Origin of the sequence: Halomonas sp. DP1Y21-3 (genome assembly GCF_019801245.1) — a bacterium.
GTDB lineage: Bacteria > Pseudomonadota > Gammaproteobacteria > Pseudomonadales > Halomonadaceae > Halomonas > Halomonas litopenaei.
Genome location: NZ_JAHVJM010000005.1, coordinates 162,592 through 176,474 on the forward strand (window position 1 = coordinate 162,592; position 13,883 = coordinate 176,474).

The following is a 13,883-nucleotide window of genomic DNA, read 5'->3' on the forward strand; positions in this document are numbered from 1 at the left end:
TCGGTGTCTAGCTGGCGAGTTCGATGCGACACAGGGTGCACTTGGTTTCCTGCATCTGGGTCACCGAGTCGTAGCCGTAGGTGGTGGCGGTGTTGACCGCCTCACCGATCACGTAGGGCGTGGTGCCATCCGGATAGCGGTCGGCCAGGCTTTCGCCCTGGAACATGCCGCCGAAGTGGAAGGGCATGAACACCACTTCCCGCGCTACCCGAGGCGTCACCATGGCCTTGACCTTGATACGGCCGCCTTCGGCGCCTTCCACCCACACCATGTTGCCGTCCTTGACCCCCAGGTCGTTGGCCAGGGCAGGGTTGATCTCGACGAACATCTCCTGCTGCAGCTCGGCCAGCCATGACATGGAGCGCGTTTCCTCGCCGCCGCCTTCGTACTCGACCAGGCGGCCAGAAGTCATGATGATCGGGTACTTCTTGCTGGCATCATTCTGCTGAATGCTCTGGTACAGCGTCGGCAGGCGGTAGTGCGAGGCGACGTCATCCCAGGTGGGGTAGTCCTCGACCAGATCCCGGCGTGAGGTATAGAGCGGCTCGCGGTGCTTGGGAATCGGGTCGGGGAAGGTCCAGACGTTGCAGCGCGCCTTGGCGTTGCCGAAAGGTGAGCATTCATGGGCGATGGCAACGCGCTGGATGCCGCCGGACAGGTCGGTCTTCCAGTTCTTGCCTTCCGCCGCGGCCTTTTCTTCGTCGGTCAGCTCATCCCACCAGCCCAGGTCCTTGAGCATCTGGGCGCTGAACTCGGGGTAGCCGTCCTCGAGATCGGAACCGGCGCTGAACGAGTTGTCGGCGAGAATCGGGGTGCCTTCGTGCTCGATGCCAAAACGCGCACGGAAGGTCAGGCCGCCCTGGGACACCGGTTTGCTGGTGTCGTACAGAATGGGGGTGCCGGGGTGATTGAGCTCTGCGGTACCCCAGCAGGGCCATGGCAGGCCGTAGTAATCGCCGTCGGCCGGGCCGCCTTCGGCACGCAGATCGCGGAAGCTGAAGGTATGCCAGTTCTGCTGGTGGGTCTTGAGCCGCTCGGGGCTCTGCCCGGTGTAACCTACGGTCCACATGCCGCGGTTGAACTCCCGGGTAATGTCCTCGATCAGCGGCTCCTCGCCGTTGATCTGAATGTTCTTGAACAGCTCGTCGGCAAATCCGAGGCGCTGGCTCAGCAGGTACATGATGCTGTGGTCGGGCTTGGCCTCGAAGGCCGGCTCCACCACCCGGTCACGCCACTGCAGAGAGCGGTTGGTGGCGGTGACGCTGCCGTAGGTCTCGAACTGGGTGGCCGCCGGCAGAAGATAGACGCCATCGCTGCGATCGTGCATGACCCCGGCGACGGTGGGATAGGGGTCGACGATGACCATCATCTCGAGCTTCTGCATCGCTTTCTGCATTTCGGTGCCGCGGGTCTGGGAGTTGACCGCGTGACCCCAGTAGAACATCGCCTTCAGGCTGGTGCGCTGGGAGATGTCCTGGTCTTGCTCGAGGACGCCATCGATCCAGCGCGATACCGTGATGCCGCTGGAGTGCATGGGGTAGCCGTCGGCGTACTCGGTCTGATCGAAGCGGCTCTTGAGCCATTCGTAATCGAGGTCCCAGATCTGCGCCCAGTGCTTCCAGGCGGCTTCCGACAGACCGTAATAGCCGGGTAGCGAATGAGACATCAGGCCGAGATCGGTCGCCCCCTGGACATTGTCGTGCCCCCGGAAGATGTTGGCGCCGCCGCCTGACTTGCCGATATTGCCCAGCGCCAGTTCGAGGATGCAGTAGGCCCGGGTGTTGTTGTTGCCGGTGGTGTGCTGGGTGCCGCCCATGCACCAGACGATGCAGCCGGGACGGTTTTCTGCCAGCCGCCTGGCGGTATCGTACATGGCGGCTTCCGGCACCCCGGTGATGCGCTCCACTTCACTCGGCGGGAAGTTGGCAACCTCGTTGCGGACCTCGTCCATGGCGTAGACGCGCTGGTCGATGTACTGCTGGTCTTCCCAGCCGTTCTCGAAGATGTGCCAGAGCAGGCCCCAGATGAAGGCCACGTCGGAACCCGGCCGGATCCGCACGTAGTGGTCGGCCTTGGCCGCCGTGCGGGTGAAGCGCGGATCGACGACGATGATTTCGGCCTGGCTGCGCTCCTTGGCCAGCAGGATGTGCTGCATCGCCACCGGGTGCGCTTCGCTGGGGTTGGAGCCGATGAACATGATCGAGCGGCTGTTCTGGAGGTCGTTGAGCGAGTTAGTCATCGCTCCGTAGCCCCAGGTATTGGCGACGCCCGCCACGGTGGTGGAGTGGCAGATGCGCGCCTGGTGGTCGGTATTGTTGGTACCGGCCAGCGCCGCGAACTTGCGCATCAGGTAGGCCTGTTCGTTGCTGAACTTGGCCGAGCCGAGCCAGTAGACGCTGTCCGGGCCATGCTGCTCGGTCAGTTCCAGCACCTTGGCACCGATTTCGTCGATGGCCTGGTCCCAGGACAGACGTTGCCACTCGCCCCCGACCAGCTTCATCGGGTACTTGAGGCGGCGGGTGGAGTGACCGTGCTGGCGTAGTGAAGCGCCCTTGGCGCAGTGGGCACCGCGATTGATCGGGTGATCGAAGGCCGGTTCCTGGTGGGTCCAGACCCCTTCCTGGACCTCGGCGTAGACGCCACAGCCCACCGAGCAGTGGGAGCAGATGGTGCGGCGGGTTTCCACCGGAGCATCGCTGTAGGGCGTCTTCTCGACCGCCTCGGCGCGTTGCATCATCGGTGAGCCGAACAGTCCAAGACCGGCGACACCGCTGGTCGCTGCGCCACTGCGCTTGAGGAACTGGCGCCGGGAAATGCCGAGACCGGAGACCTTGGGTGTGGTGGAGGTACGTGTCAGTCGCATGGCAGGCTCTCCTTGTTGTCAGTCGCGCAGGGATGCGTAGAAGGCACGTACGTGTTCTGTCTCGCGGTAACCGGCGCTGTCATCGGCTTTCTCGGTGGCGGTCGTGGCGCTGTCATCGCGCGCCACAGCAACCGAGGCCTGGCCGACCACCACCGCGGCACCGGCGGCCACGGTGCCGCCCCCCAGGGCCTTGAGAAGACGACGGCGTTGAGTGTTGGGCGTTGTGCTCATGCTCATTCTCCTGCTCCAAGGGCCTGGCCTCGGTCCTCGTGGACGCTGGTGCCGGGCACAGGGGTTCCAAGGGTAGTGTTGTCGATCAGGATGGCGCTCTCGCGCTGGAAAAACAGCGTCGCCAGTTCACCCAGCGCCGCATAGAAGGGGGTGTCGACCCGGGCAAGATCGTGCATGCAGCGGTTGGCCCAGGGTGCCAGGTGGCGATGGAAGAAGCTGCCGGCTCGCTGATCGTTCTGGCCGATCAGCATCGCCATGACCTCGCACATTGCCGCCAGATGATCTTCCGGCTCCGAGACGTCGGCAGAGCGCTGGATGCCCAGCGTCTTGAGATCCCGTCGCAGTGCGACCAGTGATGCTTCCATCAGGCCGCCTTCGCGGTAGTAGGAGGCGTAGGGCAGCACGTCGCCCTGGATGACCCCGATCAGATGACGAAAGTGGGCACGCTCCAGGCGTTCGACGTCGCTGTCGGCAGCAGCAGCGGCCAGCCGGCTCCAGGCCTGGCTCAGACGAATGTCGTCCGGCTCTCCCTCGAGGCCGGCAAGCCACTGGCGAAGGGCTTCGCTGGGGGGCTCGCGCAGCAGTGCCGCCAGCAGGGCGTAGATGTCGGCCCTCAGATCGGCTTCTTCGGTGCGGGAGTCAGGAATGTCGTGCGTGGTCATAGCTTGAGCTGGGCCTCCGGATTGGTCGCCATCTCGTGCCATACGTCCTTGACCCGGCAGTCCTGACACATTTCCAGCCGACGTGCCTGGTCACCACTGAAGTACGCATGGTTGGCCAGCTTCTGCTGGATGGCGGCGATGGTGCGGGCGTTGGCGAAGGCGCTGCCACAGACGATGCAGTGAAAGGGTGCGTCTTCGTGGCACACTCGCCACTGGCTGCGTTCCGCGCTGGCGAGGAAGCCGGGAGACAGGCGGATGGCGGATTCTGGACAGCTCTTGCTGCACAGGCCGCACTGGACGCAGTCTGCTTCGCGAAAGTCGAGGCGCGGGGTGTCGCCTCCGGCGCCGAGCGCGCCGGTCGGGCAGCTGGCAACACAGCCCATGCACAGAGTGCAGGCATCGGCATTGACCTCGATGCCACCGAATGGGCTGCCCGGAGGCATCGGGTGCCGCTCGCCGTCGACATGGCCAGTGGCGGCCAGATGGTCCAGTACCAGGGTGAGACGCTCGCGCTTGCCGGGCGCTTCTGCGCCATCTGTTGCCCCTGTATTGCCGGGTCGTCCGCCGGCCATTTGTACCGTGGCCGACGGGGTGTCCTTGTCGCTTTCGAACGCTTGAGCCTGTTCCAGGGAGCGCAGCCGGGGCGTCAGACCCGCATGGCGAGGCAGGGCGAGCGAGCTTTCCTGCTCCTCGTCGCTGAACCACTGCAATCGGCCGGGATCATGCCCCAGCGCCTCGAGGATCGCTCTGCCCTGGGCCAGTTGATCCTCCAGGTGCGCGACCAGCCTGTCCGGCATGCCGGAGTATGCCTGGATGCGCACTTCGCAGGCGCCGGCGGCAATGGCCGACAGCCAATGGTCGACGCCGGAAGAACCCAGGTCTTCCAGCGCCACATCGATGACGTGGCCGGCCGCGTCGGGTTGCAGGTGCTGGGCGTGATCGGCCTGAACGAAGCGCAGCACCGCCGACTGGCCGCCGGCGGCGTGGTAATGGTCGAGCCAGGCGAGCAGGGTGTCCTGCTGGCGCAGGCTATGCGGTTGGCGGAATTCGATGGCCCCGGTGGGGCAGGCGCTGGTACAGCTACCGACCCCCTGACACAGGTAGGGATCGATCTCGATGCGGGCATCGATGCGTCCGGGGACGCTCTTGATGGCGTCGGCGGGACACACTTCCAGACAGCGGGTACAGCCACCGAAGCCACGAGTGGAGTGGGCGCAGCGATCGGCGTGGACTTCGAAGTAGCGGGGCTTTTCGAATTCACCGATATAGTCGCCGAGGCCGTCGATCAGCGTCGTGCGCGCTTCACCGGCGACCGGGGAATGAAAATAGCCGGGAGGCGGGAGTTCCAGGGGCAGGCGCGGTGTCGGTGTCAGGTCCAGCACCAGGTCATGGTGTTCTCGGCCCAGCAGTGCCCGGGCAAGCTCGATGGGGCCCTCATGGCCTTCGAGCCAGGCGCTGAAGTGGCCAAGGTAGCCTTCCAGGTGCAGCCGTCCGAGTTGGGAGGCGAGTAGCGGCTGGAGCTGCACATCGGCAGCCTCGGCACGCTGCAACAGCGCATCATCCGGCACATCGGTCACCACCAGCGTGATACTGGCAAGCCCTTGTTCAAGCCCTCGTGCACGCTCCAGCACTTCCAGCAGGGACGCGCTGTCGCCAATCGCCAGTAGATGGCCATGGCTTTGGTAACCCACCGTTGCTGCGACGAGATTGAGCGGCCAGGAGACGGCGCCAAGGGCTCGCTCACGGGCCTGCCGGTTGACCTCGGTGTCCACCGGCACGGTTGCGATTTTCTGGTTCATGCTGACTCACGGTCGAAAACTTTGTGTTCGTTATGATTTTTTTCTTATGTGTCATCCCCAAGTGTGAGCGCTGTACATCAAATGCGCCAACACTCCTTGGTCGAAGGCGGTAAGCACCGCTATGACGAGGTGGGACCAGGCCCCTCGGGATCTTCCTCGCTGGCAGCCAGCGCCCGGCCAGCGGCTGGCGCTGCACGGCCTGCCTTGGCGGATGCGGAGGTGTGGCTGACACCTCGTTTGCCAGCTTGTGTCATGGCCTCCGACGTTGTGGCGTCGTCCGGTGACGGTGATGGCGTCGTGGTGGTATCGGCGACGTCCTCGTCGCTAGCGCCGTCTCCCTGATCGCTGTGCCCTGGCGGGGTGTCTGAAAGGGTGTCTGGCGTTTCGCCGGCTGAGTCGGCGACGCTATCTTCCGCGGCCTCCTCGTCATCGACGTTATCCCACCACCGGCGCAGGCGCTGGGCGGTCTCGCTGGGCAAGGGGGTCAGCTTGGCGCGAAAGTCATCATCATAGTCATCCAGCCCGTCGCGCAGGTTGTAGCGTTCACCGCGAAACAGCTGGCGCAGGGCGCGTTTCTTGAGCGCCCGGTCCACGCCCGAGGCGAGGTATGCCCGAATATCGCTGCCTGGCGCCAGCGACTCGGGAGGCGGTAGCTCGACGTCCGCATCAGGGGGCGCGTCCGCGGGTGGTGCGCCGTGGTGCGCATCGTGCTCGGGCGCGGCAGCGGCATCGACCTCGGAGTGGCACGGTTCGGCATCGCTGCTGGCAATTGGGGCGGCGGGGGCTCCCTGCGTGTCGACAGCAGCATCACTGGCGGCGGTGGCGTCAGGGGGTGTGCCGTCGACAACCGACGGGTCCTTGAGCTTTCTGCGGGACCACTGTGACAGGCGACTCATGGGGTGTTCTCCCAAGTGCGATCAGCGCCCTTGCGTCTTTTCTTGCGGAGCCAGGCTGACAGTCGACTCATGGGGTGTTCTCCCGGGCACGTCCGGCACCCTTGCGCTTTTTCTTGCGCCCCTCGATCGGCGCCTCGCCATGGGCCACCAGATAGGCCTCTATCCAGGCCTGGATCGCCAGTGGCATCTCTGTGGCGAGCACGCGGTGTTCTCCGTCCATCCAATTGGCCGCGACGTCCTGGCTGGCGGTGATGGCATCGATATGGGGCTCTCCGTCGCTGTGTCCGGCGCGGATAAACAGACGTGGGGCAGCGGCCTGAAGGTTGAACCGATAAGCCGCCCGCTCGGTCAGGCTGAGCACCAGCGTCACGACGCTGGGCCCCTGATCGCCAGGCTCCAGACGCTCGACTGCCCAGCTGCGCTGGCGAAAGCCCTTGATCACCTTGTCCTGTGGCGTGATCGTCACACTGAGTGGCCGGCGATTGGCTAGCCTCGTCATGGCGTAATGTCCTTGGCAATGGCAGGATGCGGTCAGTCATGCCGTCGAACCTGATCCGTGGTTCCGACTGCTTTTATCGGCCGACTCGAGTCAGCAAGCAGTATTAGCAAAGCAGTTTCCGCATCACGCCGTCAATTCGACGTTACCCGGCCACCTCAGCGCTTATTGTCCGATGGGAAGGTCTATCGGAAAGGTTTGTCGGGAATGTTTATCGGGAACGTTTATCGGGGATCGAGATGTCGACCATACAACGTAGTCACGCCCTGTTGCCGCCCACCATCGAGATCGACGTCGTTGATGAGTTCGGCGAATCGCACCGTCAGGCTATCGCCGCGGAGCGCTCGCTGACGGTCTACCTCAACCGGCGGGAAATCGTCACCCTGATGTCGCTGGGAGCGGACCCGGAGGCGTTGGTGGTGGGCTATTTGCGCAATCAGGGGTTGATTACGCAGCGCGAAGACCTCAAGGCGGTGATGGTCGACTGGGAAGTCGAGGCTGCGGCGGTTGTCACTCGCCATTCGCCGGAGGATCTGGAGCAACGGCTAGGCCAGCGCACCGTTACCACCGGCTGCGGCCAGGGCACGGTATTCGGCCGCCTGCTCGATGCGGTGCCACAGACCCGGCTTTCCCAGGCCAGGGTGAGTCAGTCGGTGATCTATCGGCTGCTCGACAACCTGGGAGACTACAACGAGACCTACCGCAGCGCGGGGGCGGTCCATGGCTGTGCGTTATGTCGCCAGACCGAGGTGCTCGACTTTGTCGAAGACGTGGGCCGGCATAATGCGGTGGACACCCTGGCTGGCCGAGAGTGGCTCGACGACCTTCCGCTCGGCCAGGCGGACATCTTCTATACCACCGGACGGCTGACGTCTGAGATGGTGCTCAAGGTGGCCCAGATGGGTATCTCGGTGCTGGTGTCGCGCTCAGGCGTTACCCAGAAGGGCGTGGAGCTGGCCCGGCGCTTCGGCGTGCTGCTGATCGCTCGGGCCAAGGGGCGCAGGCTCCAGATTGTCCATGGGCGCGAGCGCTTCGACTTCGACGCACAGCCGGCCCGGCGTCCCGGAGATATCAAGCGCCGGCAGACGAAAGACTAGGCGTGATCGGAGGCGTTCCAGACGTTGTCGCTCAGGTGTTCTCGCGACGGGTACAGACCGACAGTACGGTGGCGTCCTCTTCACTCACCGAAACCAGCGCGTGACCCATGTCGCTGTCGAAGTAGATGCTGTCGCCTGCAACCAGGCGCAGCGGCTCGTAGAATTCCGAGTACAGCAGAATCTCGCCGTCCAGCACCATCAGGAATTCCTCGCCATCATGGCGCACCCACTCGGAAAATTCCTCGAAGTGTCTGGCGCGCACGATGGTTTTGAACGGGATCATGCGCTTTTGCGCCAGCTCACAGCTGAGCAGCTCGTGTTCGTAGGTTGGGGTAGGGTGGCGCTGGCCTTCGCCGCGGCGCGTCATGTCTCGCCTGCCCATGGTGCGGGTCTGCTGCCTGGGCGGTGACAGCAGTTGGGGCAGGTCGATGTCGAGGCCGCCGATCAGCTTCTGCACGGCGGTAAAGGTCGGCGAGATCTGATCGTTCTCGATCTTCGATAGGGTCGAGCGCGCGAGACCGGTCTTCTGGCTGACGTCCTCCAGGGTCCACTGGTTGGCCAGACGAATCTCCTTGAGTCGCTCCCCCAGACGAAGGGGTTCGACGAAGGCCTTGCGGCCGGAGGCGATCTTGAGTGCCGCCTCCTGATCGGTGTGTTGCGCCATGTCGTGTTCACAATAGGAAACCAGGTTTCCTCTAGGCTACCACAGCGTCGCCACTCCCTGCCTGTGTCTCAGCGGGCCTTCGACCCGGGTTTTCTATCTGAGCTATCTGCCCCGGCCTGCTATTGGAGGCCTGGCAGCCGAGTCCATCATGAGGCAGTTCGGCGCGTCGATATCTCCCGGACATGTTTCCCGGCATCGGGAAACACAGGCCGACGGAAGGGGCTGGGGCAGGGCAAAGCAAGGACAAGGGCAAGGGGTAAGCCAAGCCACCAGGTGAAAGGCGATTCGCCATGACGGCTCCAGTCGCCGTCGTCAGGGCTGGTAGGCCAACCCCAGCAGGGCCCGTAGATGGGCTTCCATCGAACGTCCCAGCGCCGCCAGGTCATAGCCCCCTTCCAGCACCGAGACGACGCGGCCCTCGGCATGTCGCCGGGCAATATCGAGGATACCCTGGGTGATCCAGTGGTAGTCCTCGTCGGCGAGACACAACTCTGCCATGGGGTCGTCGCGATGGGCGTCGAAGCCCGCCGAGACCAGTATCAGTTCCGGGCGGAAGTCTTCAAGAGCGGGCCACCAGTCACGCTCGATGGCCGCGCGAAAACCAGCGCTTTCGGTGCCGGCGGGCAGCGGCGTGTGGACCACGTTGGGGTAAGGGGTATCCAGATAGCGCCAGGGGTAGAAGGGATACTGGAAGCTGGTGCAGACCATCACCTCGGGGTCATTCTTGAAGATGTCGATGGTGCCGTTGCACTGGTGGACATCGAAGTCGAGGATGGCGATGCGCCGCGCTCCGTGGACGGCGCGGGCGTGGGCCGCGCCGACGGCAACATTGTTGTAGAAGCAGAAGCCCATGGCCTCCTGGGCCTCGGCGTGGTGACCGGGAGGCCTGACCGCACAGAAGACATTGTCGGCCTGACCGCGGAACACCTGATCGACCCCCTTGACCACGGCGCCGGCGGCCAGACGTGCGGCCTGCAGGCTGTCGCTGTTCATCAGGGTATCGGCGTCGATCGAGGCGTGCCCCTCCTGGGGCGAAGCCTGCTCCAGCCGAGCGAGGTGCGCCTCGGGATGCACGCGCTGCAACTGCTCTTCAGTGGCCTCCCGAGCGTCTGCCTGCATCGCGTGTTGCAGCACGCCAGAGCGCATCAGTTGCGCCCTGATGGCATCGAGTCTCAAGGGACTCTCGGGATGATCCGGCCCCATGTCATGACGCTGGCAGTACGGGTGACTGAGAAAGGCTGTGATCATCGATATCTCCGACTGGTCTGGCGCCACCTTAGGAGTAATACGGACCCCGAGACAGTGGCAAATGGTCGAAGCGTGATGCCAAGGATGCCTTGTTCCTGGTCAAGCTAGCGCTGGACGTGGTTGTGGGGTAGCGCCACACTCCGGCACTATTTCCATAACGTTCAAGTGCGCAAGTCCGCACAATTCGCCGCCAGGGTGTCGGCTACCCGTCGCCTGAGGAGACCACCTGTGAGCACCCAGTTTCTTCGTCGCTTTTTCGATCCCGCCTCGATCGCCGTGGTGGGTGCCTCCGAGAAGCCTGAGTCCACGGGTGGGCAGGTCATTCGCAATCTGCTTGACGGCGGCTACGGCGGCAAGCTGTGGGCGGTCAACCCCAAGGGGTACGCCAGCGTCCACGGGGTCGAGTGCGTCGCTCGCACCTCTCAACTTCCCGAGGTGGTGGACCTGGCGATCCTGTGTTCGCCGGTCTCGACCCTGCCGAAACTGTTGAGCCGGCTGGGTGAACGCGGGGTGCGAGCGGCCCTGGTGCTGTCCGGTGGCAGTCAGCTGGAACAGGACGAAGGCGGCAAGTCGTCGATCCGCCAGCGCATGCTCGATGCGGCCCGGTCCTCCGGCATTCGAATACTGGGGCCGGAGTGCATGGGCTTGATCGTGCCGGGACGACGGCTCAATGCGTCCTACTCCAGTCATACGGTGCCCAGGGGCAAGGTGGCGTATCTGGGGCAGTCGGGCATGCTGGCCAACGCCATGATCGACTGGGCGGCCGGGCGCGGGATCGGCTTTTCTCACCTGCTGACGTTGGGGGAAAGCGTCGATGTCATGCTTCCCGACCTGATCGACTACATCAACCAGAATTCGCCCACCCAGGCGATCCTGTTGCACCTTGAACGGGTCCACGACGCCCAGCACTTCATGACCGCCGTGCGTGATGCGTCGCGCAATCGGCTGGTACTGGCGATCAAGAGTGGCAGGACCAGCCAAGCCGACCTCAGCGGCCTGCCACCGACGCCAGGCGTCACCCATCGTGATCGGGTCTTCGATGCGGCCTTCGCGCGTGCGGGCGTGGTAAGGGTCAACGATTCCGACGAGCTGTATGACGCCCTGGAGACACTGTCACGGATGCGCCCACTCAAGGGTGACCGTCTGGCGATCGTATCCAACGGGCTGGGGCCGGCCATGCTGGCCATCGACAAGTTGATCAACGCCGGAGGTCGTCTGGCCGAATTCGAGGAGGCTACCCAGACATCGCTGCGTGAGCGAGACCTCGATATCAGCAAGCCCGGCGAAAACCCGGTGGATCTCGGGGGCTACGCCACCCCGGAACGCTTCGTGGCGGCGTTGGAGATCGTCGCCGCCGACCCCAATGTGGACGCCGTACTGGTGGTCCATGCTCCGACGCGTCTGGCGCCTTCCAAGGCGACCGCCGAGGCGCTGATCCGTGAACGCAAGCGCTTTCGGCGTAACTTGTTGACCAGTTGGATGGGCTTCGAACAGGCGATCGGCGCTCGTCACCTGTGTCACGAAGCGGGTGTACCCACCTATCTGTCGCCGGAGAAGGCGGTGAAGGCCTTCATGCACATGGTCGACTATCAGCGGGTCCAGTCGTTATTGCAGCAGACGCCCCCGAGCCTGCCGTTTTCGACCTCGGCCGAGGTGCGAGAGCGCTGCCACCGGCTGATCGACGAGGTGCTCGCCGATGGTCGCGAGAGCCTGACCCATAGCGAGACCGCCCAGGTGCTCAAGGCCTACGGCCTGCCAGTGGCGGAGAGTCGCTATCCCGACGGTGCCCAGGCCGCCGAGGAGGCCGCCCGGGAGCTGACGGGCCCCTTCGCGATCAAGATCGTGCACGACGGCAACAGTCGGCCATTTCGTTACCGGCGACATCCTCACAAGCTGTCGGCGGGGCTGGTCCAGGATCTGGCCAGACCCGGCGACGTGGCCGAGGCGGTGGATCGCCTCAGCGAGAAGGTCTCCGAGAAATTTCCCGGCTTTCGCGTGCGAGAGTTCTGTCTCCAGCCCATGCAACGGGGCAAGCATTCGATGCAGCTGTGCGCAGGCATCACCCGGGACCCGGTCTTCGGACCACTGATTCTATTCGGCATCGGCGGCTACAAGGTCAATATTCTGGCGGATCGACAGGTCTCTCTGCCGCCCTTGAACATGACGCTGGCCGCGGACATGGTGTCTCGTACCCACGCCGCGCGGCTGATTCGTGAGCACTCGAGTGATCCAGAGCGCGATGAACAAAGGCTGTGCCAACTACTGGTGACCCTGTCGCAGATGGCCACCGACCTGCCTCGGCTGCGTGGTCTCGAGATCAACCCGCTGCTGCTCAATCGAGACGGCATGGTGGCGGTGGACTTCGCCATGGACCTCGGTTCTCCGGCGCGCTTCGCGATCATGCCCTATCCCGAAGAACTGAGGGAGTGGGTCAAGCTCAGAAACGGCTGGGACGTCGAGTTCAGGCCCATTCGGGCTGAAGATGCCCCTCTGATTACCGACTTCCACGGGCAGTTGTCCGAGGAGAGCATCCGCTTTCGCTACTTCCACAACAAGACCGATTTAAGCCAGGGCGATCTGTCGCGCCTGGCCCATATCAACTACGACCGACAGATGGCGTTTATCGCCGAGCGTCTTTGCGAAGACGGCAGCAAGGAGATGCTGGGGGTGGTTCGGGTCTGGAACGATCCCGACAATATCCGAACCGAGTTTTCGATCATCATCCGCGATGACCTTCAGGGGCTCGGTATCGGCAGTCGTCTGATGGAAAAGATGATCCGCTACTGCAAGGGGGTCGGCACCCTGGAGATGGTCGGCAAGATCATGATCGACAATCACCCCATGCGCGCACTGATGAAGCACCTCGGGTTCCGACAAAGCTTCAACATGGAGGAGCAGGTGGTGGACGCAGTGCTGCGCCTCAACGAGCCGGGTAACGATTGGCAGCGACACCGCCTGGAACGGCCGATGGAGTAGCAGGTCGGCGTTCGATGCCAGGACCGCCGGCCTGGCCTCCCGCCTGTGCTTGCAAGGCGGGAGCCGGTCGGATGATTCGTTCAGGGTGCCAGCCGCACCACTTCCCAGTGGCCATCGCGGCGGCCGTAGCGAACCCGGTCATGCAGGCGACTGGGCTGTCCTTGCCAGAACTCGATCATTTCGGGGACGACGCGGTAGCCTCCCCAGTGCACCGGGCGCGGGATATCCTGGCCTTCGTAGGCCTTCTCGAAGCGCCGCTGGCGCTGCTCGATCCAGTCGCGATCGGGGATGACCACGCTCTGGGTGGCGATCCAGGCCCCGAGCTGGCTGCCGCGGGGACGGCTTGCAAAATACTCGTCCGACTCCTGCTCGGCGACCTGCTCGGTGCGTCCCTCGATGCGCACCTGGCGCGCCAGCTTGGGCCACCAGAAGGTCAGGGCCGCATGGGGGACGTTGGCCAGTTCGCTACCCTTGTGGCTGTGATAGTTGGTGTAGAAGACCATCCCGTTTTGATCGAACCCCTTGAGCAGCACCACCCGCGCGTGGGGCAGGCCCTGGCTGTCCACGGTCGACAGGGTCATGGCATTGGCATCCTGGGGATCGGTATCCAGGGCCAGGGCGAACCACTCATCGAACATGGTGAAGGGATCCTTGGGTACCTGGCCTTCGTCCAGGCTGCCGCCTTCATAGTCACGTCGAATGTCCGCAATATCACGGGTCATCGGTATCTCCGGTGGAATCAGACAAAAAAAGGACGGCCACTAGGGGTACCGTCGTCCAATTGATAAATCATCGCACCTTGTGTCCGAGATGTCGCCCCGCGTCGCCGGGAACACCACCGTCATCGTCGCGAGTCATGATGAATGTCAGCTGCTACAGCTTTAGCAAGTACCGCTTTGGCAAGGCGCCACCACAGGGAGTGGCTATCTTGAGTATATCGTCACTGGCGCC

11 protein-coding genes are annotated in these 13,883 nt (G+C 63.9%); 2 read left to right on the forward strand and 9 right to left on the reverse strand.

The genetic code is table 11. The features are described from left to right. Positions 1–7 precede the first annotated feature (7 nt). The 6 genes from KUV74_RS15495 to KUV74_RS15520 all read right to left on the reverse strand — a co-directional run bounded on the left by KUV74_RS15495 (position 8) and on the right by KUV74_RS15520 (position 6,950). The gene (locus KUV74_RS15495) at positions 8–2,863 is read right to left on the reverse strand and encodes a formate dehydrogenase subunit alpha (RefSeq protein ID WP_222516786.1); all 2,856 of its coding nucleotides are present in this window, start codon (positions 2,861–2,863) and stop codon (positions 8–10) included. 18 nt (positions 2,864–2,881) lie between these two features. Continuing rightward, entirely contained in the window at positions 2,882–3,094 is a 213-nt protein-coding gene (locus KUV74_RS15500; RefSeq protein ID WP_045992212.1) for a twin-arginine translocation pathway signal, read from the reverse strand. 2 nt (positions 3,095–3,096) lie between these two features. Further along, the gene (locus tag KUV74_RS15505) at positions 3,097–3,756 is read right to left on the reverse strand and encodes a molecular chaperone (protein ID WP_045992211.1); all 660 of its coding nucleotides are present in this window, start codon (positions 3,754–3,756) and stop codon (positions 3,097–3,099) included. Next, on the reverse strand, positions 3,753–5,555 hold the full coding sequence (locus tag KUV74_RS15510) for a 4Fe-4S binding protein (protein WP_222516787.1): 1,803 nt from the start codon (positions 5,553–5,555) through the stop codon (positions 3,753–3,755). The genes KUV74_RS15505 and KUV74_RS15510 overlap by 4 nt, the downstream gene beginning before the upstream one ends. A gap of 119 nt (positions 5,556–5,674) precedes the next feature. Next, on the reverse strand, positions 5,675–6,451 hold the full coding sequence (locus KUV74_RS15515) for a DUF3306 domain-containing protein (RefSeq protein ID WP_222516788.1): 777 nt from the start codon (positions 6,449–6,451) through the stop codon (positions 5,675–5,677). A gap of 67 nt (positions 6,452–6,518) precedes the next feature. Then, entirely contained in the window at positions 6,519–6,950 is a 432-nt protein-coding gene (locus KUV74_RS15520; RefSeq protein ID WP_045992209.1) for a DUF3305 domain-containing protein, read from the reverse strand. A gap of 236 nt (positions 6,951–7,186) precedes the next feature. On the opposite strand from KUV74_RS15520, the gene KUV74_RS15525 reads away from it, so the two are divergent. Next, entirely contained in the window at positions 7,187–8,044 is an 858-nt protein-coding gene (locus KUV74_RS15525) for a formate dehydrogenase accessory sulfurtransferase FdhD (protein WP_222516789.1), read from the forward strand. Between the two features lie 31 nt (positions 8,045–8,075). Here KUV74_RS15525 and KUV74_RS15530 read toward each other — a convergent pair whose 3' ends face one another. Further along, positions 8,076–8,708 carry a helix-turn-helix domain-containing protein gene (locus tag KUV74_RS15530; protein ID WP_045992207.1) on the reverse strand — a complete coding sequence of 211 codons (633 nt, stop codon included), beginning with the start codon at positions 8,706–8,708 and terminating at the stop codon, positions 8,076–8,078. A gap of 312 nt (positions 8,709–9,020) precedes the next feature. After that, positions 9,021–9,956 carry a histone deacetylase family protein gene (locus KUV74_RS15535; RefSeq protein ID WP_222516790.1) on the reverse strand — a complete coding sequence of 312 codons (936 nt, stop codon included), beginning with the start codon at positions 9,954–9,956 and terminating at the stop codon, positions 9,021–9,023. Between the two features lie 228 nt (positions 9,957–10,184). On the opposite strand from KUV74_RS15535, the gene KUV74_RS15540 reads away from it, so the two are divergent. After that, positions 10,185–12,932: a bifunctional acetate--CoA ligase family protein/GNAT family N-acetyltransferase gene (locus tag KUV74_RS15540; RefSeq protein WP_222516791.1), complete on the forward strand. Its 2,748-nt coding sequence runs from the start codon at positions 10,185–10,187 to the stop codon at positions 12,930–12,932. An 80-nt stretch (positions 12,933–13,012) separates the two neighbouring features. On the opposite strand, the gene pdxH is transcribed toward KUV74_RS15540, so the two are convergent. After that, complete coding sequence (gene pdxH / locus KUV74_RS15545; protein WP_108133409.1) at positions 13,013–13,654, reverse strand: pyridoxamine 5'-phosphate oxidase; 642 nt, start codon at positions 13,652–13,654, stop codon at positions 13,013–13,015. Positions 13,655–13,883 lie beyond the last annotated feature (229 nt).